General features: G+C 60.1%; 17 protein-coding genes and 1 pseudogene. 12 read left to right on the top strand and 6 right to left on the bottom strand.

What is annotated here, in order from left to right; translation table 11 throughout:
* Nucleotides 1–223 precede the first annotated feature (223 nt).
* From WS70_RS32870 to WS70_RS11575, 3 genes are all read left to right on the top strand, one after another.
* Nucleotides 224–1,930, top strand: coding sequence for a P-loop NTPase family protein (locus WS70_RS32870; RefSeq protein WP_226382747.1), 1,707 nt, complete (start codon nucleotides 224–226; stop codon nucleotides 1,928–1,930).
* Entirely contained in the window at nucleotides 1,927–3,306 is a 1,380-nt protein-coding gene (locus WS70_RS32865; RefSeq protein ID WP_226382746.1) for an AAA family ATPase, read from the top strand. The genes WS70_RS32870 and WS70_RS32865 overlap by 4 nt, the downstream gene beginning before the upstream one ends.
* Nucleotides 3,307–3,397: 91 nt before the next feature.
* The gene (locus WS70_RS11575; protein ID WP_082722378.1) at nucleotides 3,398–3,868 is read left to right on the top strand and encodes a hypothetical protein; all 471 of its coding nucleotides are present in this window, start codon (nucleotides 3,398–3,400) and stop codon (nucleotides 3,866–3,868) included.
* A 112-nt stretch (nucleotides 3,869–3,980) separates the two neighbouring features.
* On the opposite strand, the gene WS70_RS11570 is transcribed toward WS70_RS11575, so the two are convergent.
* Together WS70_RS11570 and WS70_RS11565 are read right to left on the bottom strand one after the other, a co-directional pair.
* Nucleotides 3,981–7,970: a hypothetical protein gene (locus WS70_RS11570; RefSeq protein WP_059597987.1), complete on the bottom strand. Its 3,990-nt coding sequence runs from the start codon at nucleotides 7,968–7,970 to the stop codon at nucleotides 3,981–3,983.
* Between the two features lie 573 nt (nucleotides 7,971–8,543).
* Nucleotides 8,544–9,932, bottom strand: coding sequence for a tyrosine-type recombinase/integrase (locus WS70_RS11565; RefSeq protein WP_059597986.1), 1,389 nt, complete (start codon nucleotides 9,930–9,932; stop codon nucleotides 8,544–8,546).
* A gap of 480 nt (nucleotides 9,933–10,412) precedes the next feature.
* Here WS70_RS11565 and istA point away from each other — a divergent pair, with 480 nt between their 5' ends.
* Together istA and istB are read left to right on the top strand one after the other, a co-directional pair.
* On the top strand, nucleotides 10,413–11,936 hold the full coding sequence (gene istA, locus WS70_RS11560; protein WP_082722130.1) for an IS21 family transposase: 1,524 nt from the start codon (nucleotides 10,413–10,415) through the stop codon (nucleotides 11,934–11,936).
* Between the two features lie 9 nt (nucleotides 11,937–11,945).
* Complete coding sequence (gene istB / locus WS70_RS11555) at nucleotides 11,946–12,728, top strand: IS21-like element helper ATPase IstB (protein WP_059471300.1); 783 nt, start codon at nucleotides 11,946–11,948, stop codon at nucleotides 12,726–12,728.
* Between the two features lie 636 nt (nucleotides 12,729–13,364).
* Here the strand turns inward: istB and WS70_RS11550 are convergent.
* Nucleotides 13,365–13,523: a hypothetical protein gene (locus tag WS70_RS11550; RefSeq protein WP_162498949.1), complete on the bottom strand. Its 159-nt coding sequence runs from the start codon at nucleotides 13,521–13,523 to the stop codon at nucleotides 13,365–13,367.
* A gap of 13 nt (nucleotides 13,524–13,536) precedes the next feature.
* Nucleotides 13,537–13,977 carry a hypothetical protein gene (locus tag WS70_RS32860; protein ID WP_226382745.1) on the bottom strand — a complete coding sequence of 147 codons (441 nt, stop codon included), beginning with the start codon at nucleotides 13,975–13,977 and terminating at the stop codon, nucleotides 13,537–13,539.
* Nucleotides 13,978–14,120: 143 nt separating this feature from the next.
* On the opposite strand from WS70_RS32860, the pseudogene WS70_RS11540 reads away from it, so the two are divergent.
* From WS70_RS11540 to WS70_RS11520, 7 genes and pseudogenes are all read left to right on the top strand, one after another.
* Nucleotides 14,121–18,629 (top strand): annotated as a pseudogene (locus WS70_RS11540) (hemagglutinin repeat-containing protein); the annotation flags it as partial.
* A 6-nt stretch (nucleotides 18,630–18,635) separates the two neighbouring features.
* Nucleotides 18,636–18,965: a toxin-immunity protein system imunity protein CdiI gene (gene cdiI / locus WS70_RS11535; protein WP_082722357.1), complete on the top strand. Its 330-nt coding sequence runs from the start codon at nucleotides 18,636–18,638 to the stop codon at nucleotides 18,963–18,965.
* 97 nt (nucleotides 18,966–19,062) lie between these two features.
* Nucleotides 19,063–19,425, top strand: coding sequence for a hypothetical protein (locus WS70_RS31495; protein WP_159082889.1), 363 nt, complete (start codon nucleotides 19,063–19,065; stop codon nucleotides 19,423–19,425).
* A gap of 37 nt (nucleotides 19,426–19,462) precedes the next feature.
* On the top strand, nucleotides 19,463–19,792 hold the full coding sequence (locus WS70_RS31490; RefSeq protein WP_159082888.1) for a hypothetical protein: 330 nt from the start codon (nucleotides 19,463–19,465) through the stop codon (nucleotides 19,790–19,792).
* Between the two features lie 104 nt (nucleotides 19,793–19,896).
* Nucleotides 19,897–21,657, top strand: a complete 1,761-nt coding sequence (locus tag WS70_RS11530) for a ShlB/FhaC/HecB family hemolysin secretion/activation protein (RefSeq protein WP_059597845.1) — start codon at nucleotides 19,897–19,899, stop codon at nucleotides 21,655–21,657.
* A gap of 5 nt (nucleotides 21,658–21,662) precedes the next feature.
* Complete coding sequence (locus WS70_RS33585) at nucleotides 21,663–22,415, top strand: hypothetical protein (RefSeq protein ID WP_335639689.1); 753 nt, start codon at nucleotides 21,663–21,665, stop codon at nucleotides 22,413–22,415.
* A gap of 306 nt (nucleotides 22,416–22,721) precedes the next feature.
* Nucleotides 22,722–22,922, top strand: a complete 201-nt coding sequence (locus WS70_RS11520) for a hypothetical protein (protein ID WP_059597844.1) — start codon at nucleotides 22,722–22,724, stop codon at nucleotides 22,920–22,922.
* A gap of 189 nt (nucleotides 22,923–23,111) precedes the next feature.
* Here WS70_RS11520 and WS70_RS11515 read toward each other — a convergent pair whose 3' ends face one another.
* Together WS70_RS11515 and WS70_RS11510 are read right to left on the bottom strand one after the other, a co-directional pair.
* A complete protein-coding gene (locus WS70_RS11515; protein ID WP_156438458.1) occupies nucleotides 23,112–23,900 on the bottom strand; it encodes a 4'-phosphopantetheinyl transferase family protein in 789 nt (262 codons plus the stop codon).
* A gap of 65 nt (nucleotides 23,901–23,965) precedes the next feature.
* Entirely contained in the window at nucleotides 23,966–26,428 is a 2,463-nt protein-coding gene (locus WS70_RS11510; RefSeq protein WP_059597843.1) for a penicillin acylase family protein, read from the bottom strand.
* Nucleotides 26,429–26,442 lie beyond the last annotated feature (14 nt).

Here is a 26,442-nt window from a genome sequence, read left to right as displayed (position 1 = left end):
TCGCCCAAATTTTCTCGACCGCGAACTTCTCCTGCTGTTCATTTCGATGCGGACGACATGCAATCCACATAGATCGGTCGGCGGTGGGATCTCGTCGACTCGAACGCTCGGTCCGCATCTACCTCTCGCGCGAATGAGAAGATATAGTTTGGCGATACGAGTCGCGGCGCGCATGCCGCGGTCATGAGAGAGCGCGAGAACAAGCCGATAGCGCGGAGGCCGTATGCAAAATGAAAGAACTGGGTCCACATGGAAAAAGTGGGATTTGCACGTCCACACCCCGGCATCAATCATTCACCATTACCCAGGAGGCGAAGACGCCGCGTGGGAGGCTTTCCTCTCCGATCTCGAGGAGCTGCCGGCCGAATTCAAAGTCATCGGCATCAACGATTATGTGTTCGTCGACGGTTACGAGCGGGTTCTGCGCGCGAAGCGGGAGCAAGGCCGACTCAAGAACCTTGACCTGATTCTGCCGGTTGTTGAGCTTCGGCTCGACAAGTTTGGCGGCGTCGTCCAAAAGACGAAAGAGGGATACTCCGAGTCGAATTGGAGCCGGATAAACCTGCACGTCATTTTCGACGAGATTGATCCCGCGTTGATCCGGGATCAGTTCCTAAGCGCGATCACGCGGCATTACAAGCTGATGCCGGAGGCGCGCGACCATGAGGCGCGATGGGGCGGCGTGATCACGCGCGAGAATCTACGCGCGCTCGGCGAGGCCATCATTGCGGCGGCGCCCGACGATCAAAAGTCAGGCTATGACGATCCGCTGACCGAGGGCTTCAATTCGTTGAATGTCAGCCTGGAGAAGGTCAAGGAGGCGCTCAACACGCCGTTCTTCGAGCGTCGCCATTTGCTTGCCATCGGCAAAACCGAATGGGACAGCTTGCGTTGGAGCGACCACACGATCGCCGACAAGAGAAGCGTCATCAACGAGGCGGATCTGGTCTTCACCGCGGCGGAGAGCCCGGCGGCCTACGAAAAAGCGCGCAAAAGCCTGGCCGAGGCGAATGTGAACGATTTGCTTCTGGATTGCTCGGACGCTCATTGGTTGCGCGAGGAGAAGGATAAGGACCGCATTGGCAACTGCTTCACGTGGATCAAAGCGGACGTCACGTTCGCGGGCCTGGTCCAGGCGGTCCGCGAGTTTTCGAACCGTGTCTACGTCGGCGACAATCCGCCGAAGCGCCAATTGGTCGAGCGTCATAGGACGAAATACGTTTCGTCCATTCGCGTGAAAAAGAAGCCTGGCTCGACGCTGCGGGATCCATGGTTCGATGTCGACATGCCCCTCAACAGCGACCTGGTGGCGATCATCGGTAACAAGGGGAGCGGCAAGAGCGCCTTGTCCGACATCATTGCGTTGGCGGGCGACACGAAGAACAGGGGCGGTTTTTCATTCTTGAACGAGCAGCGCTTTCGAAACCCGAAGGGCAAACCGGCGCAACATTTCACGGCGTCGATTGTTTGGCGAGACGGCACGGAATCGACGAGGCAGCTTGACGAAAATCCTTCGTCGACCAGCGTCGAACGAATCAAGTATCTGCCGCAACTGTATCTCGAAACGCTGTGCAACGAGCTCGGCGAGGGCGGCTCATCCACGTTCGACAGCGAGCTTAGAAAGATCATCTTCTCCCATGTTCCCGAAGAGGACCGACTTGACCAACCCTCAATGGACGCGTTGATCGACTTCAAGGTCGCGGAAATCAACGCCGCGAGGCAAGCCATCATCAAAGAGATTTCGAGGATCAACGCTGACATTCTGGCCACCGAGGATCGGATGAGTCTGAGTTCCGGACGGGGCTGGAAAAGCAGCTTGAGGCGAAGCGCTCCGAACTGGCGGCGCTTGACGCAGGCAAACCCGTCGAGGTCACAGACCCTGGCGCCTCACCGGAAGCGCAGCGCGAATCGGAGCAAGCGGCCGAGTTGATCCAGCAACTCGAAGCGCAAGCGGCGGCCGTCGACAAGGAGGAGGCGGAGCTTCGCGATCGCAAGGGGGCGGCTGTCAAGCGGCAGGCGTTGGCGAAGCGAATCTCGCAGGCGGTCGACAATCACAAGAAAGCTCACGACCAGTTTCTCCAAGAGCTGGCTCCTTTGTTGGACGAATTGGGCGCGGAAATTCTCCCCGATCAGCTTGTCTCATTGCAAATCAACCTGACTCCCGTCAATGAAGTTGGCGTGGCGGCGGCCACGGAGATTCTCAGCGTTGACGGGGCGCTTCTGAGTGAAGAGGCGGACGGCCTCGTTAAGCGACGCGAGACCGTCAAGGCGTCCATCGAGGCGACGAAGACGAAGCTCGGCGAGAGGCAGCGCCTATTCATCCAATACAAGGAAGCGCTCGCAGCGTGGGAAAGGGCGAAAACCGAACTGATCGGCGGGAAGGACAAGGCGAATAGCATTGGCTGGCTGGAAGCGGAGATCGAGGGGCTCGCCGCGTTGCCGGGGCGGCTTTCGGATTTGCGCGCGAGCCGGGTCGAGAGGGCCAAGCAGGTTCATGCGTTGATCGTGGAGGCCGTCAACGAATATCGTCGGCTATACGAGCCGGTTCAATCCTTTGTTCAATCGGCGCAGCAGATGGACATGCCTCTTCCGCTCGACTTCCAAGTTCGGATCGACGAGTCGGGTTTTCAGGAGCGCTTCTTCGCAAGCATTAATCGCCAAGCGCGAGGATCGTTTTACGGGATCGAGGACAGCGACCAACGGATGCGGGACCTTCTGAGCGAAGCAGACTTCTCAACGGCGGAAGGGACTATCGCTTTTGCGGAAAAGCTTGACGATTTGCTTCGCCACGACCGCAGAGACGACGCAGGGCGGCCGACGAGGCTGGCCGACCAAGTTCGACGCACGGCCGGGCCAAGAGAGGTGCTCGACTACCTCTATGGACTCGATTACCTGTCGCCGCGATATTCGCTGACTTACGCGCAGCAGGAAATCGGGCAATTGTCGCCGGGGGAGCGTGGGCTTTTGCTGTTGGTCTTTTACCTGCTTGTGGACAAGGACGACATCCCCATCGTCATCGATCAGCCTGAGGAGAATCTCGACAACCAGACGATCTACAAGATCCTGGTCAAATGCATCAAAGCAGCCAAGGAGCGGCGCCAAGTCATTATCGTCACCCACAATCCCAACCTGGCGGTGGTGTGCGACGCCGAGCAGATCATCTACGCGGAGTGCAACAAGACCGAGCATAGCTTCACTTATGAGGCCGGGGGTATCGAGAACCCGAAGATGCTCGAAAAGGTGATTCACATCCTTGAAGGGACGAAGCCGGCGTTTAAGAACCGCAGCGACAAATACGCGCTTTGAGCTTCATCGGCGATGGGCGCGAGGTGGCTGGCTGGCGCGTAGCAGGGCACCGATCGTGTTGATCGGCGCAGAGATTGAACGGGGAAGAGCCATGTCGCAGCGCAAGCATCAGTTGCCTCCTTTTCTGAGTGGCATAGTGTCGGAGCAAGTCTATTTCCGTTGGCTTGCTCGCAAGGCCGTTGCTCATGTGCGCCGAGACCGCAAGCGCTTTGCGAATGATGCGATCGGAGCCGCTTATCGCCAGGCGATTCACGAAGCGGTTGTCGCGAGTGGGGGGCGCGACGACTACACAGGCGAAGAGCTCGACTGGACGCTCCTCAGCAAATACGCGAACGCCGAATCCCAAGAGGGCCGGCATCATTACAAAGCGGGCTTCGCGTTGTTGCCCACAGTGGACCACGTCGAGGCGTCGGCAAGCGCAGCGGTGTTCAAGGTATGCGCGTGGCGCACGAACGACGCAAAAAGCGATCTGTCCATCGATGGCTTCATCGCTTTGTGCGCGCGGGTTCTGATTCATGCCGGGTATCGCGTTGAGCCTCCCGAGCAAGAGCGCGCGGCGTAGCGCACGCGGTATCAAACATAATCAGGGCGACTCCCTTTCTGAGTAACCGGCGCTTCTCGTCTAATTTCATTGATTGAGCGATCGAGCGCGCGCGTCGGAAAACCCGCCACCGTCACGTTGTTCGCATGGCGTAGGCGTCTATCGCCTTTTCAAGGGCGGCGCGCAGTTCGTTTTGAAACGTCACTCCTGTTGCGGTCTCTGCCGCGGCTAGCAATCTCGCTATCTGCCTCGGCGGATTCAAATCGTCGTTGATTGCATCGCGAAGTGATGACGCGGAAATTTGAGGTAACTTCAATAGCGCTGGGACCATGAGATGCTCTCGCCACATGTCCGCGAAATGAGGCGCCAGTGAGGCAAGAATGCCGCCGAATGCGAAAAGATTGGAAGCTCCCTTGCGCAAGCACAGCAGGCTCCAATGTTGGGCCAACGCGGTCAGCTTGGGCGAGCGTTTCGGGCTCGCGAGAAGCCGACACGCTGCGCCAAGTCGCGTTAGCGATGGGAGTCGATGGTCCATAAACGTTGACTCGGCGACTTGCAGATCAATCTGAATGCGACCTACTGCGACTTCGAGCGAATCGCGAAGCGCGCAACCGTCCGCGCTTTCGGCGAGTTTTTCGCGCCATCTCGTGGCAAGGACATCGCAGGGAATTTTTTTCAGAAGGCCGGCAAACAAGCCAAAAATCAAGAACAGTTCCATGTCGATGGAGCTATTTCGATCGATCTCTTCGTCCGAGCCATCGTATGGCTGGCGCGAATCAAGCCCACGTTTCTCCTGTGCCAAGTGCAACCATTGGGAGCGTTGGAGGCCGAGCACTCGATCGCATATTTCATGGAGGCGGCCTCGTTCGAAAGCGTCGTTGCACCAAAACAAACAATGTAGAAACTTCGCGGATGCGACACGGGTTTTTTCGAGATGACGGTCAAGCACCCCAACAATATCGCTATCGGGTGCGAACGCCAACGCAACACCGAAAAGGGACGCCGCATGCATGTCCCAGCTTACCAATGGGCCGTCGCCGATACGCTTGTCTGGCCGCGGAGCGCTGCACTGACCCGGCGCGGGCTCGTTGACGGTTTCTGCTGCGTCATAGCCTGGATAAACTTCACCTGTCATCCAAAGCAGGACCAACAGCGCCATCCTTTGTGCAGCGAAGATTTCGAAATGCTCCTCGGGATCAAAATCGCCTTGCAGAACCGAAATGCCTGCATAACTTAGGGAAATCGCTCGAGTCCATGCCTCGTCCTTGAACGCACAATAGGCGGCGTCCAGCAAAGCGCCTCCGACGAACGCATCTTCGTTCATTCCCGAGTCTTTTGCGGCCTCAGCAGCCCACTCGAACCATTGCGAGGCGCTGGAGAAATCACGCCGGAGTCCGGCTGCGATGCCCGCGCATCTAAGCATGTTTTTGTCTTTGTCCACCGTCTCGGTGTCAGCGCCAGGGCGCCAGAGCGATGTCTGCCAGACGGACAGCGCCTCCTCGTATTTCTTCGACTGAAAGTGGATATTCCCTCTTTGCGCTTCGAGGATAGCCGACTCCCCAAATCGAGAGGCGACGTCTCGAAGACAATTGATAGCTTTTTCCTGATCGTTCAAATGGCTGGCATAGACGACGGAGAGAGTTCGTCCCGCAGAGATCGCAAGGCGTTTGCATTTCCATTGGTCCGCCATGTTAATCATCCGCAGGAGGATGGACGTCGCATATTCCCAGCGAGGCGGCTGGCGCCTCGACTCCGCGACGAACGGCCCATCGACGAACAGATGACTCTTTCGAAAAAATGGAATATTGAAGGCCCGCAGCATTTGCTGTCGTGCTCCGGCGTTGGTCGCTTCCATTGCGTCTAGAAGCTCGCTGAGAGCATCGAGGCTGTCGAGCTGTCCGAAGATGAAGCCGAACGTTGTCGGGACTAGGTTTTGAGGCGTTGCAATGCCGTCTGGGAATAGGTCCGGGGAAATGTCGTCTTGTGCGTCGGGTTGGAATAGATGCTGGTGGCGATGCAGATCGACCAGCGCTTCAATGACGGTGTGAGTTGACAGCGAGGCTTCTCGTTTGCCTGTAATGAGGAAGGCGCGTATCAAGCAAGCACCGTCGCGCATACGGCCTTCTGGCAGCAGTTCGATCGTCGACTGCCATTCTTTCGCGATAAGCGGCAATTCAGCCGTTTTTTCTTGCTGGGCGACACGAAATTGAATCAAACGCAGAATGGCAAGCGTGCGTGGCCTGATGTTGTCTGGGATAACGCTACCGCTACGCCCGATAGACATAATCGGAGCGAGATGCTCGTAGACGATGGATCGCATCTCGCTTTGCTCATTCACGAGACATGCAAGGTATCCGGCGGCCCGATCGTCATCTCCGCTGTGCCAGGCATGCAGAAAAATCGGAAACGCTTGGTCAACGCTGATAGTTCCCTGGCCCGATAGCGCGTCGAACAAAGATGCATGGGCACCGCGGACTTTGCTTTTGGGCCATACGGACTCGGCTTGACCAGCTAGGAGAGCGGTAGTCCGATAACCTTGGACGCCAACCGACTCGATCCATCGTCCGACAAGGCGGTCCAAGGTGTCGCCCGGCATGTCCAAATTGGCAAATTCTGAACCGATCGACAGGATCGTGCTGCGATCGATTGGGTGAAGCGCGAGACTCATCGCGTAGAGCAGCTCTCGTTCCTCGTTTGTCAGCGACCTGGTCGCCTGTCTTCTTGCAAAATTTCTGGCTTCTTGAATGCTTCGCGGTGGCGAGGACGGCAATTCCGCTGTCGGCGTCGGCCAAGCCGCGTCTTGAAGCTCCAATCCTCGTAGATGGACGAGTTTGGGATGTCCACCACCGCTCTCCGCGAGGATTCTTTCGGACCAGAGATCGGACAAGTCTTCTGGACAGCCAAGGCGTCCCACAAAATCTTTTACTTCTGGCAGCGACAGGTCGGGAATTGAGTGAATGGCGACTTGTGCCGCACGCAACTTAGGATCGACAGCTTCGGGATGCACACCCTTGGCGGTGCAAATCAGCCTATGGTTGCCATTCCCGCACTCGTCAAAGATCGCGCTTACGCGAGCCCAGACGTCTTGCGCGAGTCCCTCGGTGACCGGAAGGTCATCAATGACGACCACGCGCGCCATTTTCGCGTAACGAAGTTCGGTCAATAGTCGCTCCAGAACGTCCGGAAGAGACGCGGTCTCCGTCGCTGAAAGGTCTACCCACCAATCGACATCGCCCAACTGTTGACCCGCGAGGCTGGCAACAGTCGTCTTCCCACGGCCCTCGGTTCCGACGATCAGCACCGGCCGCTTTGACTCAGTGATAGCTTTGACTAGGGGGCTTCGGGGTAGCACGAACGCAGGAAGCGATGGCTCCACGCCGAAAGTGGCTGGCGTGAATGTGATTGCGCCACCGCTGGTAGGCGCAGTGAGAGTCGACATGAGGGAGCTCGCCAGCTTGGTAAACATGGCCCGCGTCCCTGGAATCCTAATGTCGGTCTTCTCCTCAAAAATCCGAATCATGTCTTCGAGTGTCAGGCTTCGAAGCTCCAAAGTCTCTTTGGTCGCAGTGGCGCGGCAATGCGCGAGAAGGCCGTCGAGTGCCCTCAAAGAGTCTAAGGCTCCAACATCCCGAGATCGCCCGAGCTGAATTGCAAGCCTTTCGACGGTAATGACTGTCGCCTCGAAGCTAGGCTCTTCGGTTACCCACGCCAGACGCTGAAATAGTCGCTCGCGTAGCGCATCCGCGTTCGCCGTGGAGAGGAATTGGTTCAATTGCGCATCTTTGAACACGCCTTTCAGATAGAGCGCAATACGATCGGCCGCTTCGTCTGATCCCGATGCGGCCCTTTGCCAGAGCTTGATGCCGGGTTCTTTGCCGAATGGGTTGCCCTGTTCAAGTCCAATGCCGCCGCGCGTTAGAAATCGCATGGTGACGGATGCTCTTCCGACGTTGCGCTCAATCAGAAGCCAGCAATTTTCAATCGCTTTGCGCACATCTGCGGAGCCGAGAGTGATGTTGCTGGTGGTGATCTTGACTTGGGTGCTCTCGGCCGCGGAGTCGCTCACAATATCGAAGTCTTCGGCGCCCTCGAGAAAGAGGGCTTGGCCATCCGCGAGGTGCATCCAGGCTTCAACCGAGCGCCAGATCTGATAGTCGTATCCTCTGAGCGAGTCGACAGCTTGCCGTGCCGGATCGCCTGCCAAGGGGGCCGGAGATTTATGAGTGTGTTCGTTCACTGCTCGCCCTTCGGTTATGTCGCTTCCGCGCGGGCCATCCGTCGGCTCTGGCAAACCACTGGCTCACATCGGGGCACGTGATTTCGCCGCCTCGCGCGTCGCTCGCCAGCTTGTTTCGGCAAATACGGTTTCTCTGCGGCTATGCGTATTGGCTGCTTTGCTTCTGATTTGACGATGCCGGCCCGGCGCGCTCGAGAATGCTTGATTTTACTTGGCTATCGCAAGCGGACGATGAGCTTTTCGCAGGTGGAGCGACTTGCGAGCCTCTGCAAGGACGGGCTTAGTCGGGGAGCGTTGAAGGGAGTGGGAGGGGACTGTCGCGCAGGAACAACGGCCGGATGCTTGTCTAGCCGCGCTTAGAAAGTCGCACGCAGGTAATGCTGCATCATCGGGCTTGTGCAACTCAGCTATGAGCGGTTTTAGGTGTGGCCGTTATCGTCAGGGCGCCGTTTTTCCGCTTCACCAAGTAACGAGATGGTCGAGACCTGCTTGCAGCAGCATCCACGACTCAATTTTATCGTGCCACATCCGAAGAAGGTCGAGTGGCCGACGTCGATAGTGTTTCTCGGCCAACGCGGACGGTTTGTGTCCTTGGATCTGTGCGACGACGCCAACAGGGACTTCAACCCATTCCGAAAGCGTACCGAACGATCGTCGCAGGCCGTGTAATGTCAGGGGAGGCAGATCGGCGGCCTCGAGTGCACCGTTGTGGGCCTTTCTGGGCTCGGCGATCTTTCCGTCCTCCGATCTGTTACTGGTGAATACCCATTCAGAGGGCGACCAAGATTTTCCCTTTTCGGTGAGGCTGGCCAACTGCCGTCTGTTCGGCGGTATCTCGTTCATCTGCTTGAGATTCGTCAGGAGGCTCGCTAGGTACGGTGTAAGTGGGATAGTGCGGCCGCCGGTCCCCTCGATCTTGTCGTTCATGGTCAGGCTGCGCCAGCGGAAGTCCACGTCCTTCCAGCGCAATGCGGCGAGCTCCTCACGGCGAGCACCAGTAAGGAGGAGCCCCTGCAAGTATGCGCTGATAACCGGATTGCCGATCTGACGTACGGCCGCGAACCACGCAGGCAGCTGCTCTCGCTGTAGGCAATCACTTTTTGCCTTGGTGCGCGGTACTGCTGCGCGCACGGCCCGAGCGGCATACGCATTTGGAGCAATAGATCCTGAGTATTCCGGCTTGTCGTCGCACCACCGAATGAATGCGCGCAGTTTGCGGTAACTCTGCTCAGCGTTCGTAGGCCGCTTTTCTGCTTCGGCTTCAAGCCAGGTAGCCACTCGCTCAGCGTTGATATCTGTTAGCTTCAGCGGCATTAGTGTCGCCAGCGGCCCAGGAATTGTCGTCCCACGTCCACGCTTCCAAGGAAGGCCGCCCGCTTGTGCGAGCTTCTCGTGATCGTAGTAGTGTCGATCGCTCCATTTGCTGCGGTGTGCGTCCAGATAGGCCGACCATGCTTCCGATACAGTTGCGTTTTGCCTGAGGGATTCGAGTTTGCGGGCTTCGTGCTCAGCGCGCTGTTCCGCTCTTTCTTCGCGAGGATCAATGCCGCGATCCATCAGTGCTTTGAGTCGGGCCGCTTCCTGTCTCGCACCGAGACGTTCGATCGTTTTTCCTGTGGCTGCGTCGGTCGTGGCGTGTCGCTCGAGTAGCCATGCGTTGGGCGATCCGATGGTGATGCGAACGGTCTTGCCAAACAAGCGGCCCTCGAATACGTAGGACTTCACGCCCGAAGCCGTGACGCGAAGACCGAGCCCTTGCTGCTTCTTGTCCCAGTAGATCGTCTGTTGTCGTCCGGGTGCACACTCGTAACCCGTCACGCGTTCGATCGTGAAATTTTCCTTTGTCACCTGTAGTCCCCGCTTGTAGTGCCATGTAGGCGCCGTGTAGGGGAATTCTAGGGATGTCGGTCAATCCGAGTCAACATCGTAGGATGGTGAAGGGTTAAAATATCTTTATATTTCAAATATATAGTGAGGTGTTGGGATGTCGATCAATCTTGGTTCAAGTGATGGCGCTCGGCCTTCTAAGCCGTAGGTCACACGTTCGAATCGTGTAGGGCGGGCCAGAATTCTTCGCTTATTGTCAATGATCGCCGCTATGGAGCCAAACCGGGATCGGCGTATTGGCGCCACCTCAGGATCGGCGTAATGGAGCCAGCGGATGATCGCCGTATTGGCGCCACCCCAGGATCGCCGTAAAGGCGCCAGCCGATGATCGGCGTAATGGCGCCCCCCCCGCCGTAATCGGGAACGCGTTTCGAACTTCCATCAACTGGTTACCCTTCGAGCTTTTTGCTCGGAGGGGCCGTGAGTAACCGGAGGTTCGAAGTGTTTGAGTACCGCCAAGTCCTCGCGCGCATGCGCCAGGGCGATTCCGATCGCGACATCGCCCGCGCCGGGCTGATGGGCCGCAAGAAGTTAGCGACCATCCGCCAGGCTGCCCTCCAGCACGATTGGCTCACCCCCACCCGGCCACTGCCCGATGACGCCGTGCTGGCCGGCATGTTCGGCCGCAATCCGCAACTGCCGCGCACCTGCGTGTCGACGCTGGAGCCGTTTCGCGAGTTGATCACGCAATGGTTCCACGCCGACATCCAAGGCACCACGATCCACAGCGCGCTGCAGCGCAATCACGGCTACAGCGGCAGCTACTCGGCCGTGCGGCGCTTCCTGCAAGCGCTGGTCGTCGAGCGCGGAGTTCCGGCCACCACGGTGCTCGACTTCGCACCGGCCGACGCCGTGCAGATCGACTTCGGCGCCGGCCCGCAACTGCTCGACGCCGCCGGCAAGCCAGTCAAGACCTGGTTTTTCGTCGCTACGTTGTGCTGGTCACGCCACCAATACGCAGAGCTCGTGCTCGATCAAACGGTAGCGACGTGGCTTGCTTGTCACCGCCGAGCATTCGACTGGTGGGGTGGCGTCCCGGCGCGAACCGTGATCGACAACGCCAAGTGCGCCATCACACGGGCCTGCATGTATGACCCGGAAGTTCAACGCTCCTACGCCGAACTGGCCGAAGGGTATGGCTTCAAGATCGATGCATGCCCGCCGCGTGACCCACAGAAGAAGGGGATCGTCGAATCAGGAGTCAAATACATTAAGAAGTCCTTTGCTCCTTTGCGCGAGTTTCGTGATCTCGCCGATGCCAACCGTCAATTGCGCGAATGGATCATGAGCGAAGCCGGCAATCGCCTACACGGCACGACGCGCGAACAGCCGCTGGCGCGCTTTGCGCTCGAGCGATCGTTACTGGCGGCGTTGCCCGATGTGCCGCCGGTGCTCGCTGAATGGACCAAGGTCAGCGTGCACCGCGACTGCCACGTGCAGTTCCATAAAGGGCTGTACTCGGCGCCGTGCAAGCTCGTGGGCCAGACGTTGTGGCTCAAGGCGACGGACACCACGGTGCAACTGTTTCGTGAGCATGAGCTGGTCGCCGCGCACCCGCGGCTACATCGCCCTGGCGCTCGCTCCACCGTGCGTGATCATCTGCCGCCCGAAGCCCAGGCTTGGCAGATGCATGACCCGCAATGGTGTTTGGCCGAAGCCAAACGCATCGGCCCGGCTTGCCATGCCGTGATCCTCGCGTTGTTCAACGATCAAGTGCTGGTCAACTTGCGGGGCGCGCAGGGCATCTTGCGGCTCGAAGCGAAGGTCGGCGCCGCTCGTCTGGAAGCCGCCTGTCAGCGCGCGATGTCCTTCAGCAGCCCGCGCTACCGCACCATCAAGACGATCCTCGACAAGGGCCTGGATCAACTGGCCGAGCCCGTCCAGCCCGATCTGATCGACGTCGCCGACACCTATGCCCGCGGCGGCCGCTTCTGCCGTGACCTGCCTTCCATGATGAGCCACTGAGATCCCGACATGAATCCGATTCCCGAACTGAGCCCGATGCTCAAACAACTGCGCCTGTCCGGCATCCTCGACTCGCTCGAGCAACGTAACCGCCAAGCCATCGACGGCAAGCTCGCCTACACCGAGTTTCTCGCGCTGCTAATCCAGGACGAGATCGCCCGGCGTGAGCACAAGAAGCTGAGCACGCGGCTGGCGCGCGCGAGCTTCCGGCCCGGCAAGACGCTCGAGTCGTTCGACTTCGATCGGCTGCCCAAACTGAACCGCGCCGTCATCCAGGACCTGGCCACCGGCCGTTACCTACAGGAGAACGCCAACGTGCTGATCGCCGGCCCCACCGGCGTCGGCAAGTCGCATCTGGCGCAGGCGCTGGGCCACTGCGCCGCGCGTCAGGGGCACGACGTGCTGTTCCTCACGCAAACCAAGCTGCTCAACACGCTGCATGCCGCGCGCGCCGTCGGCAACTACGAGCGCCGGCTGCAGCAACTGGTGCGCGTGCCGCTGATCATCGTCGACGACTTCGCCCTCAAACCCATCACGGCGCCGCATGACGAAGCGTTCCACGACCTCGTCGCCGAGCGTTATGAGCGCCGCGGTTCACTGGTCTTGACGAGCAATCTGGACTTCAGCGAATGGGGCGACGCGTTCCCGGCCAACCGCATGCTCGGCGCCGCCACCCTCGACCGGCTGCGCCACGGCGCCTACCGGATCATCCTCGACGGCGACAGTTATCGAGTGCCCAAATCGATGCCGGAATCGCCTGTTTCAGGCATTGAAAAACGCGGCAAAAACTAGCATTCTTGACGGCGTTCGAAACTGCGTTTCCCAACCCTTCCAAGTGGCGCCTTTACGCCGATCTTCCCAGGCTCCATTACGCCGATCCGTGACACTTATTCAAGTATTTACGCTCTACACGCGTTCGCCCACATCCGACGGGTTGCAGGGCCAATCACAATTCACTGTGACTGGAGTGTGACCGGATTCTAGCTCCGGCTGCTCGACATCTGCTACCTCCCGACCCAAATTTGGTTTGCTTATCTGCGCGGCCTTACGCCACCCGCTCGCGCCTGCGCTCCCCGTGCGGGCCTGCGCATGTGCGCGTTCTGGAAGACGTGTGCGCGGGCGAGCGATAGCTCCATTGCAGCGCTGCGGATTGCCTCGCTGAGGCAGTGGACAAGGCGCATATGACAAGGCGCACGACAGCCCTTGAGACAGACGGGAGACGGTCAGGCATTCCAACGGGTAAACGGGTAGCCGAAAGGGCTGAGGAGGGCGCAGCGGGGCTGTGATCGAGCCTGAGCGTATCAGGTGCGGATAGCCCGGCACAAGCTGGACGCTTGTGCTTAGGCTCGCGTGCGTGCGCGTGTTGGCGGGCATCTGCTCGACCCAATACCGGCATGCACCCGCGATGGCGTCCAATCGGTCGTCGTGCTAAAGGGTGTTCTTGTCGCGCGTGATGTGCGCGATCTGGTGAAGCAGGGAGTAGCTCGGTCGCTTCTCCACGGGGTAGCGCTGAAGGGACTTCTCCTCGTCACGCGGAATGTCGTCGTTGAACACGAGCGAGCCGCGCGCGATGATCGGTTCGAGCACGTCGATGAGCTGTTCAGCCTTGCTTTGTGCTGAAGGCGTGCCCGCAGGCGAGGCAGTGGAGATTGTCGAGCACGTTGTCATCAATAGCACCACCGACAGCCGAACCGGCTGCACAGCCCGCGGCGCTGCCGACGAGCCCGGCGATGACCGCGCCGGCGAGGCCGCCGAACACGGTGCCGATCGGACCGGTGATCGAGCCAACGACCGCGCCGGTTTCTGCGCCGGCGAGTGCGGCGGCCATGCCACCCGTGGCTCCCGCGACGCTGCCGATTGTGCTGCCGGCCTTGCGGGCACGATTGCGCGTATCGATACACGAGGACAGACAACGCGGACAGCGGATTGCCGGATTGGGCGACGACGGCGCGGCGGACTTGGCCGCGGCTGGATCGGGCTTGCCCGGTTCGCCCATCAATGATTCGATCGCGTTATGCAGGTCGTGGCAGGCTTCGACCATAGGGGATGGGGCAGGTTCTTCGCACCGACCAAACGGCGGATAGCTATCGCCCGCTTCGGAACTGGCTTCATGCGCGGCGTGAACGACGTGATCGGGATACGGCGCGAACGCCTCCCATTCGTCGAATTCGTCGACATCGACGGAACGGCACGCAATCGGGAGCCGCCGCGATCAAGGGCAGTACGCCCGCCTGGATTGATCCGGTGATCGCGAGCGCGACCGCCGTGAACGTGCTGAACAACCTGACGATTCCGCAAGGCGGCCTGTACCGGCCGAATCCTGCACCGAACCCAACATATCTCATCGAGACGAACCCCGCGTTCACTCGAATGAACAATTTCCTGTCGAGCGACTATTACCTGAACCAGATCGGCGTGAATCCGCTGACCACCGAAAAGCGTCTCGGCGACGGGTTCTACGAACAGCAACTCGTGCGTAACCAGGTCACGCAACTGACGGGCAAGGCGGTATTGGGCCCGTATACGGACCTTCAGGGCATGTATCAGTCGTTGATGCTCGCGGGCGCGGAATTGTCGAAGTCGCTGAACTTGCCGCTCGGCATGAGCCTGTCGGCGCAGCAGGTGGCCGCGCTCACGACCAACGTGATCATCATGCAGACCGAGACGGTCGGCGGCCAGCAGGTATTGGTACCGGTCGTGTATCTGGCGAAGGCCGATCAGCAGAACACGAATGGCCCGCTGATCACGGCCGGCAATATCGATTTGAAGAACACGCAGGTCTTCACGAACAGCGGCACCGTGAAGGCGGACACGACGCTCGCGCTTCAGGGCAAGCAGATCGACAACGCGTTCGGTGCGTTGCAAAGCGGCGGGCTGATGTCGCTCGACACGACGGGCAATGTGGATCTCACGTCGGCCAACGTGAAGGCCGGCAGCCTCGACCTGAACGCGGGCAACAAGCTGATTCTGGATACTGCGACGCAGACGACGCACCAGGTGAGCCGCGATGGCGCAACGAGCGACAAGACGACGCTCGGGCCGGCCGCGAACCTGAACGTGGCCGGCGACGCGTCGATCAAGACCGGCGGCGACTTCCAGCAGAATGCGGGCAACCTGAATGTCGGCGGGAACCTGAACGCCAATATTGGCGGAAACTGGAATCTCGGCGTGCAGCAGACCGGCGAACACAAGGTCGTGCAGCGTGCGAACGGCGTGTCGGATACGGACCTCAACAGCGCAACCGGCAGCACAGTGAACGTCGGCGGCAAGTCGGCCATCGGTGTGGGCGGTGACTTGACGGCGCAAGGTGCGCAGCTCGACTTCGGCCAGGGCGGCACGATCGCGGCCAAGGGTGACGTAACCTTCGGCGCTGCGAGTACCACGTCAACCGTGAACGCCAACAGCTCGGGCAATGAGGGCAGCCGAAGCTATGCTGAAATGCAGCATGCATCGGACCAGACGGTGACGGGCACGACCGTCAAGGGTGGCGATACACTGAATGTGGTGTCGAACAAGGACATCAACGTCATCGGCAGCACGATCGACCTGAAGAAAGGCGATGCGAACCTGCTGGCGGCCGGCGACGTGAACGTCGGTGCGGCTACTGAAACGCATGTGTACAACTCGCGCGAGACGCACAGCCGCAGCGGCGTCGTGAGTGGCACGAAGATCGCCAGCTCGCAGGATGCAACCTCGACGATCGCGAACGGCAGCCTGATTTCGGCGGACGGTGTGTCGATCGGCAGCGGTAAGGACATCAATGTTCAGGGTAGTACGGTCGTCGGCACGCACGATGTGGCGCTGAACGCGGCGCACGACGTGAACATAACGACGTCGCAGGACACCAGCCAATCGTCGACCACGTACCAGGAGCAACACTCGGGCCTGATGTCGGGCGGCGGCCTATCTTTCTCGGTCGGCAACAGCAAGCTCGCGCAGCAGAATCAATCCTCGATCGTCACCAACAACGCCAGCACGGTCGGCTCGGTCGACGGCAATCTGACCGTCAACGCGGGCAATACGCTGCACGTACAAGGCAGTGATCTGGTCGCGGGCAAGGATGTGACCGGGACGGCCGCGAACATCGTGATCGAATCGGCCACCGACACCACGCATCAAGCGCAACAGCAGCAGACGAGCAAGAGCGGGCTGACGGTTGGCCTGTCGGGCTCGGTGGGCGATGCGATCAACAACGCGATCAGCGAGACGCAGGCCGCGCGCGAATCGGCGAAGGACAGCAACGGCCGCGCATCCGCGCTGCATAGCATCGCGGCGGCCGGCGACGTGGCATTCGGCAGCATGGGTGCCGCAAAGCTGCTGGACGGTGCCAAGGGGCCGCAGGCCCCGAGCATTGGTGTGCAAGTCAGCGTCGGTTCGAGCCATAGTTCGATGCAGTCGTCCGAAGACCAGACGATTCAGCGGGGTTCCAGCATCAATGCAGGCGGAACCACGAAACTGATCGCGACAGGCAACGGCACGCCGAAGGACGGCAACATCACGATCGCAGGCTCGAACGTGAACGCGGCTAACGTGGCGTTGATCGCGAACAATCAGGTCAATCTCGTCAACACAACCGATACGGACAAGACGCAAAGCTCGAATTCGTCGTCGGGATCGAGCGTTGGCGTGTCGATCGGTACGAACGGCATCGGCGTGTCCGCATCGATGCAGCGTGCGCACGGCGACGGGAATTCGGATGCGGCGATCCAGAACAATACGCATATCAACGCCAGCCAGACCGCGACCATCGTGAGCGGCGGCGATACGAACGTGATCGGCGCGAACGTGAACGCGAACAAGGTCGTGGCCGACGTGGGCGGCAACCTGGACGTGGCGAGCGTCCAGGATACGACCGTGAGCGCCGCGCATCAGTCGAGCGCGGGCGGCGGCGTCACGATCAGCCAGGCGGGCGGCGTCGGCGGGAGTTTCAGTGCGCAGAACGGTCACGCGGACGGCAACTATGCGGGTGTGAACGAGCAGGCCGGCATCCAGGCCGGTGCGGGCGGGTTCGACGTGACCGTGAAGGGCAACACCGACCTGAAGGGCGCGTATATCGCCAGCACGGCCGATCCGTCGAAGAACAGTCTGACGACCGGCACGTTGACGACGAGCGACATCGAGAACCACTCGCACTACAGCGCGAACAGCGCGGGCTTTAGCGCGGGTGCATCGGTCGGGCCGAGCAACAAGGCAGTTGGTCCGTCGTCGGTATCGGGCTCGGGCGGCGTGACGCCGATGGTGTTCCAGAACGACAGCGGCGACCAGAGCGCGACGACGAAGAGCGCGGTGAGCGCTGGCGCGATCAACATCACGAAGCCGAGCGAGCAGACGCAGGACGTCGCGAACCTGAACCGCGACACGGCGAATCTGAACGGGACCGTTTCGAAGACGCCCGATGTGCAAAAGACGCTGTCGCAGCAGGCCGATACGATGAACGCGGCGCAGGCAGCGGGGCAGACGGTTTCGCAGGGGATCGGGTTGTATGCCGACCACAAGCGCGATGCGGCGTTGGAAGCGGCCAAGGCGGCGTATGACAGCGGGGATCTGGCTGGCGCACAGGCGGCGCTGAACGAGGCCAAGGGTTGGATGGAAGGCGGGGCGTCGCGCGCGGAATTGCAGATGGGCGGCGGTGCGCTGATCGGCGGGCTCGGCGGCGGCAGCGCGCTCACGGCGATTGGTGGCGCAGCGGGTGCCGGCATGTCGTCGCTGCTGGCGAACCAGGCGGAGAAGATCAGCAAGTCGGTGGGCGATACCACCGGCTCGTCGCTGGTCGGCAATATTGCTGCGAACGTCGCGGCAACGGTCGGTGGCGCACTGGTTGGCGGTAGCGCGGGCGCGGCGATGGCGTCGAATGTGCAGCTTTACAATGCAGGTAACGATTCGAACAATCAAACGTCAAACGACATTTTTGCATCGTTGTCGAAGAAGGTCGCTCAAGCCATCGTCATGACGGCAGATGGCAAGGCCGGTGTCTGGAACGGAATGGTCAACGTCGCGGGCGTGATCGTCAACCTTCCGAACGGTGGGCCGTTTGCCACGCCGGGCGATCCGGGCTATGTCTCGCTTGACGGGCTGAAGAAGCCGTACAAATCGGGGACGTCGGTTGGTCCTGACGCGGAGTTCTGGACACCTGTCCTGGCGACACTGGGTCTCGGTGGCAAAGCGGCAGCCGGAACCGGTGCGACAACAACATCGGTGGATGGGGTCACGGTTGGAAACGGTGCGCTCAAAACCGCCAGTGGAGACTTGAGCGCAGCCGGCAATGCGGCAAGAACCCAACCGTATGGCAATGGCGCAAGCGCGTCACCCTCGCCGGGTACGGCGACAGCGGGGAGTTCGGGAGCGAATGCGCAACTTCCAACGGCCAATGGTGGAGTTGCGACGGCCGGTACATCATCGGCCACAAACGTGGGCAAGGTTGTTATCGACGGCAAGATCGGCGGCCAACTTGAGGCTCGTGGATGGACGCAGCAAGAAGTGCAAGCAGTCGTAAATGAGGGACCTGTCGGAACGACGATGGATAATCGATCCGCGGGGAAGACCCCAGATGGGGTGCCGAGAAATGATTCCGCATCCGTGTACGGTTCTAAGAGTGGTTACGTTGTGGTCAACGACCGGACCGGCGAAGTTGTCCAGGTGAGCGGCAAAAACGATCCTGGTTGGATTCCCGATAGTCGAATTAAATGGAAGTGAGTCGCGATGAATATTGATCTCCAACGACGCTACGATTCGTCGGATGACTTTTTCTCACTCGGCGGAAGCGTTGTGATGAAGCTGTCTGCCGATGCAGCAATTGCGGTTTGTGAACGGGCGGGTCAGCACGGTTTGGTTGTTGCTCGGGTCGAGGGAGGTATTTGGCATTTCCCTGGATTTGAAGCGAGGCTCGATTGCATTTGGGATGGAGTCGATCCGCCCGTTGATGTTGGTGTTGCGGAACAAAGCAATCTAGCCGCGGCTGAGTTCGTTCGTTCAGAGAGTCAAGAGCACGATGTCTTTGTTGTGACGGCCCCCCAGATGACGGGCTGGTAAAAGTGATTGTGAACGGGATTGAGTTCGCGGTGCCTATCAGAGTGACACCGGGTTCGCCTCCGTCGGTTCCTACCGCATATCCGATACGAGGTGCGAAATGAAGTGGGGCCATGCGCATGAAGTCGAGGGACCCGAGCAACTACTATATTGGGTTCTTACATGGGTGGTCGCACAGTCAGTGCCCCTGGATCATTGGCTCACCCCCATATTGCAGCCTAATGGGGGATTGGGGGGCGATCCGGGGTGGGAAATAGACCATATCCCAGACGCAGATCACCCTGGAAGGTACAAGGTATGGGCTGATCCTGATGTGAGCGGAATTGAGCCATCTGAAAGTATCTTTGACGCCCAGGCGTTTCGAAACGCATTGAAGGTGACATTGCTGGCCTTCGGGGATGAATTCCCTGAAAGAGGGGAAGAGGTTCGCGATGTTATTGCGAGGTTTGATTTGTTAATTTAGGTTTTGTCGCTTTCAATTTTGATCAAATGAGGCGAAAATGGCAGGATCGATAGTTATCTTTAAAGATATTCGCGTTCCGGTGAGTACGAGTCAGTTCGATTATTTGGTTAGCAGAATCGGTGATTGGTTTGACTCGTCTGACATTTGGGTTAAGGATGAGGTTTATCTTCCCATGGAAGAGGGAGAAATGAGCTTTATCTCAACGGAATCGTTGAATTCTAACGGGCTGTCAATTTTTTTGACGGCTGTGACGCGAGCTAGAACCGCTTCTCAGGCTGAGGAATCATTTCCCCTGTACGAGAATGTGTGGGATCAATTGGTTGAGAAGTTACGGCAAGACACCCGACTCGGAAATACGGGGAATTGATTCAAATCGCGACTATAGTTGGGGTGCTGATGCGAATTGATGGTCATTACCATATCGATAACGGGGGATGTTTGCTGTCTATTCCCGTCAATCAGAAAAATTAAATGAAAACGACCAGACGGCTGGCTGTGTTGCCAATCACTACTCTGATCACGCTTGCTGCGCAAGCACAACAGGCGCCGTCTCTGAGCGACCAGGCAGCAGCTGCTCGCGCGAACGCCGAGCAGAATCAGCAGGCGCAACAGCGCCGTGACGCCCTGCAGCGCGACGCCACTGTGCAAGCCCCGAGCGTGCGCTCGGACATACCGCGCCCGGAAGCCTATCCGGTATTGCCGACCGAAACGCCGTGCTTTCGAATCGGTCGTTTTGCGCTCGACGTGCCCGACTCGTTACCGGCCGCGTCGAAGGCGCAAGGCGCGTCAGCCTTGCCGATGGACCGCTTCGCTTTTGCGCGCGACTGGCTTGCGCACTACGCCGGCCAATGCGTAGGTAAGCAAGGCGTCGACCTGATCGTAAAGGGACTATCGCAAGCCATCCTCGCACGCGGCTACATCACGACCCGCGTGCTCGTGCCAGAGCAGGATTTGTCCACTGCCACATTGAAGCTCGCCCTGATTCCGGGCGTGATCCGTCACGTACGTTTCGAAAACGAGAAATTGCGTGGAACGTGGAAGACCGCTTTCCCGACTCGCGACGGCGACGTGTTGAACCTGCGTGACATCGAGCAAGGGCTTGAACAAATGAAGCGCGTGTCAAGCCAGGATGTGTCCATGCGGATCGCACCGGGCGACATGCCTGGCGAGAGCGACGTCGTCCTCGACGTGAAGCGCGGTAAGCCATGGACCGTTGTTGCGTCCATCGACAATTCGGGCACACGCGCAACCGGCAAGCTGCAAGGCAATGTGTCGCTCGGCATAGACAACCCGCTGGGCCTGAACGACATCTTCAACGTCGGCTTCAACCAGGATCTGGAATTCGGAGACAAACGTTTCGGTTCGCACGGCTGGAACGCGTTCTACTCGATCCCTTGGGGATACTGGACCGGTACGCTATCGGCCTATACCAGCACGTACTTTCAACCGCTCGCGGCCGTGAACCAGACGTTCGTTGCCAGCGGCAACATGAAGACGGTCGACTTCAAGCTCAACCGCGTACTGACCCGCAGCCGGAACGATGTGTTCGGTGCTCAGGTTCGCCTGACGCGCCGCTTCGGCGACAGCTACATCGAAGGCACGACGATACCGTCGTCACACCAGAACGCCACCTTCCTTGAGTTCGGGCTGAACGACCGGCACTATTTCGGCTCGGCGCAGTTCGATGGCTCGCTTGCCTATCGTCAAGGGCTCGGCTGGCTCGGCTCGACCGACAGCATGTTCGCGGTGGACGGCGGGCCGACTTATCGATTCAAGATGGCCGTGCTCGATGCGAATCTGTCGATACCGTTCGTGATCGGTACGCAGCCGTTCAAATACGTGACGACCTTTCATGGCCAATACACGGGCAATACGGTTTCGTACCTCGATAGCATCACGATCGGTAGCCGTTATACCGTGCGAGGGTTTGACGGTGAAACGCTGCTGGCGGGATCGCGCGGGTTCTACTGGCGCAACGAGTTACAAGTTCCAGTCGCGCAGACCGGGCTGTCAGCCTATGCCGGTCTCGACTACGGTCGTGTATGGGGGCCGGAACCGATTGCCTTGGTTGGCACGCAGCTCGCTGGGGCAGTGATTGGCGTCAAGGGTAGTATCGCAACGCGGTTCGGCGGATATGGTTACGATCTATTTGCCGGCACGCCTGTCTACAAGCCCTCGGGTTTTCCGACCGCGCGTGTGACCCTCGGTTTCCAAGTGACTGCACAATTCTGAAGACAATGAGCCAAGGCACTTCTCCGACACGTACACGTCGCAAGCCCGATGTTGCATATGCCCGTCTGGTCGAGGTTGCCGCTGAACGGGGGCTTACGCTTCTGACGCTCGAATGGCGCGGGCTGAAGTCCTACTATGAATTCCGCTGCGCGTCGGGCCATGACGTCACTCGCATAGGCACGGTCGCGATGCGAGGCACGATAACTTGCCTCGAGTGCGAGCAAATGCGCGTGCAGGACCGCTTTCGGGAGCTACCGAGTGAACGCGGTCTTGTTTGTCATGAGGGAACCTACCTCGGTCAAACGGCGCGGCAACATTTCACCTGTCGTTCTGGACACGAATGGACTACCGAGGCGCGCAAGATTCTAGACGGCCATGGCTGTCCACGATGTGCCAAAAACGAGTTGGCTGCTGAGCTTCTCCATTCCGATGGCTTGGAACGTCTTCATGACGCGGCGACGGAGCGCGGCGGTCGTTGTCTCACTGACACGTATAATCATGGCGTCGAGGCCGTTCTTGCCGAGCGGCTTGAGGCGTTGCTCACAGTCGGTGAGTTGCCCGATCTCAAGCAGTTGCAGCATGAATTTGCGCCGAGCCAAGCGCAGTGTCCGGACGTGGCGGTCGACATGTCGACGGCGGCGCTCTACGACAGGTTGATCGGCGAGGAGGTCGTGTCGTCGGGCTCCAGGCCCTTGAACTCGGCCCAGGGTGCCCGAAAACGAGCAAGTAACGCTTCGTTCATGATCAATTCGCTTTGAACTCTTGATGACATCATGGATGCAGACGCTTGTTCAGCTTTGCCTAAACACAGGGTGAACGTCGAAAGGTTGCGCAGTAATCGAGTGTGATGACAAGCCAGGTAGGACCGGGACTCGCTAAACCTGCATGCCGTGTAGAGCTTCGAGCTCGCCAGGAGAATGAGGTGCGAGTCAGCGTATTTCATAGGGGCCCGCAGCGGGCAGTATCGGCTGCAACAAGGCCGGGTATAGAGCTGCAGCCCATCCTGTCAAGTCTGACCACACGAAAACCGTTGCAAACGGGACGCGTTCATATTGAGTGGCAGCATGAACCGGCTCATCGACAGATTGGCGCTGATCGCCTTCGCGATCGTGATTACGGCGGTCGTATGGGCGTTGCTACATTACTCTGGCGAATGGTTTTTTCCAGTCGCGACGCTGACTGCTCTCACGCTGCTCGTGATCCAGAACCAGAAGCTCAAAAAGCGCCTCAAGGACCTCGGTGACGACGGCGGAAGCCGAAAATAGGGTGTAGAGTCAGTCGTCCGACGCTCTCGTCCAGATGGTGTGGTCGTCCGCGGAGATTATTCGCGCTTCGCTGCCCGTGCTCCGGGCGCACTCGTGGGGCGAACAACGAATGCATTTCGCCCCGCCAGCAGCCACGTCCCGCGTATGCCGAACAAGTGCGGCCCGCTGCGCGATGTAGTAAACGGACGCTCAGATCTTTTTCCAACCGAACGCACGTATTTCCGTCACCGATTGCGCAACAGATACGGCAGCTCGGATCTCTCCAGGCATGGGGACATCGATGACATGCCAGCGCTGAGTTGCCTCGACCGTCACGAAGCGAGCACTCGCTACACTACTTAACGAGCATTGAGCAACGTCAGCCGGCAAATCTTTCGATGCGCCGAGCAAGCTGTGCAAACGGGCCTGCTGTTGCGAATGGCCCGCATGTCGACGCGCTTCCGTGACATGATCCGGCATGGTCATGGTCCATACGCTCGATCTGGCGCCCTCTGGTAGCACGGCAGTAACGCCAGGTATCGGCATCGTAATGCCGATCCCCAGTGCGGTCGATGCAACGCCGATCACGATCCAGATGCCGCCGTATGCGATGTCCGCACATAGCGGTTCCGAGTCCGTCAGGAACCGGATGCCGGGATGGGTTGCCTGGCCATCGACGAGTTGCACGTCTCGCGGATCCATGTCCAGCAAGTTCGATGCGATCCAGCGCAGCACCACGCGTCCGGCGATGAATCGCTTGAGCAGTGCAGCATTGGGTCCCAGTCTCGCCCGTTCACGTTCGCTCTCGGAGAGCCAGCTTTCGCCTTTCTGCACTGTCACCGGAAGCCATCCGTAACGGAATCGCCAGAGATGCAGTTCGCCTGCGTGAGGTGGACGAAGTTCGGCCGGGTATTGCCGAGTCAGGCGCTGAGGATAAAAGGCGAATGTGTTGGCGTCGATCATCACGTCGGGTGAGCATTCGCGTATCACTTGATGCATCGGCGAGGGCGCCGACGAAGAGACTCGCGGGAGCATGCGATTTCCTCCTTCATGCACGATGATGCCTAGCGAGACGGTATGTCGCGCGAAGTCAATCGGTGCGTGATCAGCATCGGATCGCGTTCGATTGCCGCGTCGGAAAATGGCACCTGCAGCCAGCGCTTCGCGGCATACGCGCGCGTGCCGTCAGCGTAGTGCGGCGAATCGGAGTCGTCGGACTCGGAAGAGGCGAGCAGCGTCCGCGCGGAGACGCCATCGTCTGCGAACGATACGATCTGCAGATAGGTGTTGCCGAGCAATGTCCCGCTGGCGGGTGACGCGTGCGGATCCGGCTGACCGGACACGCAGGCCGCCGTGAAATAGCCGGCTGCATCGCACCCGCCGAACAGTGCGATGCGCTCGTTCTTGCGCTGCACGTACAGCGTTGCGTCGCGCGGCGCGTCAAGCGCGATACCCGCATTGCGCAGCACCGCGATGGCTTCGTGCAGCGCGGCGGCGAGCTGGGCAGGGGCGGCGGCGATGCCGGCAGGCGTCGCCAGCGGCCGGCTTGGATCGAACGGTACGGCATAAAGCTGTTCGGGCGGGATCAGCAGCAGGCGCCGCCACAGCGCGTCCCACAGAGCGGCACCGGCTGCATCGCTGGCGCCGGTGTCGTTCCATGCGGCGAGCACGGCGCATGCTTCGCGAAGCTCGTCGGGCGATGCTTCGGCCGGTCGCGTGTTACCGCACAGGCGATCGAGGACAGGCTTCTTGTAGAGTCGAGCCGACATTGACGTGCTGTCGAGCGCGGCACTGCCCAGCGCGTTGGCCGACACGCCCTCCGGGTCGGCCTGAAGGCGCATGGCGATCGCGTGGCCGAGGCGTGTGCGCAATGATTGCGGCACATCCGTCTGGCCGACGATCCGGGCATAGCCCGTCAGGGGCGTCGCTGGGTTGGCGAGCCAGTAACTGCCGTTGAAGTTGCCGACATAATCGCGCCGTAGCAGGCTCGGCATCTGTTCGGCCGGGAGCGCCCCGGCTTGAACTGAACGCGTGTCGACTTGCCAATTGCACGCGGTGTTCGAGCCGTCAAGCACCGGCACGCCCGGCATCACATGCGCGATCGCCACGCCGGTCGACGGCGTGCAACGTTGGATGAGCGCGTCCGGCGCATCGGGAACCGCGCCGATGTCCGCATACCACGCGCGCGGATCGCCACGTCCGATCGCGAGCGTATTCACCCAAGGTACAGCCGCGTTCTTCCGCTGGATGCGAATGAAATCGTCAAGCGAGCTTGCCTGGTCCCATTCGAGGAAGTTTTCGAACACGCGGAAATTGTCGGCGTTGACGTCGCGTATCGCGAAGGCCTGCTGCGTGTTCCAGGCGAGCGCGGGCGACATTGAACCGAGATTGACGAGCGGACCGAATCTCGAACGGTACAGCGTGCGCGAGACCGTCTGAAGCGAGCCGTCTGCGGCACGCACGGCGACCTGGATGCGGGTCGCCGTCATCGCCTCGACGCGGCCGTCGTAGACATACGTGGTCGGCGAGCCCGGCGCGAGCTTCAGTCTGAACAGGCCGAAACGCTTTGCGGTCGACACCGTATGCGTCCACGCAACGTTTCGGTTGAAGCCGATGACGATCAGAGGGACGCCGAGAAAGGACACGCCGCTCACGTCAAGTTTGCCGGGAATCGTCAACTGCGCCTGGTAGAAGCGGTCGGGTCCGGTCCAGAACCAGTGCGGATTGCCGAGCAGCAGTGCACTGCTGTTCCGGGTGGCATCGGCGCCGAATGCGAGGGCGTTGCTGCCGATTCCGGCGTGTCCGCCGACGTAGGGCAGTGGTGCATCGCTGGCGAGGGCGCCGGCCGGCCGGTTGCCGCGCAGGGGGCGGGCGCCCAGCGTAGCGGCTGCCGGGGCCGTTGGCGCTACTGCCGTCGCGATCGCGCTGGCAAAGCGGGCTTCTCCACCCGCCAGATTCGCCGCATACAGGCGCCGATACACATCTGCGCTGGTGATTCTGCCCACCCAGGGCGCTGAGCGGCATGCGCCATGCGCCGCAGGCACGGCGGCGTGGGCAAGATCGTCGAGATAGCGGTTGTAGCCTTCGGCAAATCCGTCGATCAGCGCGCGCATGTCGCGGGTCTGCGCGCGCCGGTAGCGCGCGACGGCCGCATCGTCGTCGACGAAACGGAAGAAGAAATCCGCATCGAGATTGTCCGGTTGCCCGAAGGTTGCCTGGTCGCTGGGACGGGCATTGGCGCCAAAATAGCGCGAGCGTTCGCCGCGATACGTGACGAAGCTCTCGGCCATCGTGCACAGATTGTCCTGTGCCTGCACGTAGCCGTAGCCGTAGCCGAGGCTGCCCCAATCGTCGGCCTTCAGGTGCGGAATGCCGAGGGCGGTACGGCGAATCTGCACCTGATAACGGGTGTCGGAGACAGGGTGCTCGCCGCCCGGATGGACGCAGCTTTGCAATCCGAGCGCGAGGGGCACACATGCGAACCAGCGAAGAAAACGATTGCGGCGTGACGGTAGTTTCGACGGCATGAGATTCTTTACGG

Source organism: Burkholderia mayonis, assembly GCF_001523745.2.
Taxonomy (GTDB): Bacteria; Pseudomonadota; Gammaproteobacteria; order Burkholderiales; family Burkholderiaceae; genus Burkholderia; species Burkholderia mayonis.
Note: the sequence above shows the minus strand (reverse complement) of the source record. Positions and strands in the feature narration are given on the sequence as shown.

Coding starts and splice junctions, on each gene's coding strand:
- WS70_RS32870 (WP_226382747.1), top strand. CDS start 224: ATGCAAAATGAAAGAACTGGGTCCACATGGAAAAAGTGGGATTTGCAC.
- WS70_RS11575 (WP_082722378.1), top strand. CDS start 3,398: ATGTCGCAGCGCAAGCATCAGTTGCCTCCTTTTCTGAGTGGCATAGTG.
- WS70_RS11570 (WP_059597987.1), bottom strand. CDS start 7,970: ATGCACCTCGCGGATGGCCAAGCCCTCTTTCTCGAGGGCGCCGAAGAC.
- istB (WP_059471300.1), top strand. CDS start 11,946: ATGAATCCGATTCCCGAACTGAGCCCGATGCTCAAACAACTGCGCCTG.
- WS70_RS32860 (WP_226382745.1), bottom strand. CDS start 13,977: ATGGTCGAAGCCTGCCACGACCTGCATAACGCGATCGAATCATTGATG.
- cdiI (WP_082722357.1), top strand. CDS start 18,636: ATGAATATTGATCTCCAACGACGCTACGATTCGTCGGATGACTTTTTC.
- WS70_RS31495 (WP_159082889.1), top strand. CDS start 19,063: ATGAAGTGGGGCCATGCGCATGAAGTCGAGGGACCCGAGCAACTACTA.
- WS70_RS31490 (WP_159082888.1), top strand. CDS start 19,463: ATGGCAGGATCGATAGTTATCTTTAAAGATATTCGCGTTCCGGTGAGT.
- WS70_RS11530 (WP_059597845.1), top strand. CDS start 19,897: ATGAAAACGACCAGACGGCTGGCTGTGTTGCCAATCACTACTCTGATC.
- WS70_RS33585 (WP_335639689.1), top strand. CDS start 21,663: ATGAGCCAAGGCACTTCTCCGACACGTACACGTCGCAAGCCCGATGTT.
- WS70_RS11520 (WP_059597844.1), top strand. CDS start 22,722: ATGAACCGGCTCATCGACAGATTGGCGCTGATCGCCTTCGCGATCGTG.
- WS70_RS11515 (WP_156438458.1), bottom strand. CDS start 23,900: ATGCATCAAGTGATACGCGAATGCTCACCCGACGTGATGATCGACGCC.
- WS70_RS11510 (WP_059597843.1), bottom strand. CDS start 26,428: ATGCCGTCGAAACTACCGTCACGCCGCAATCGTTTTCTTCGCTGGTTC.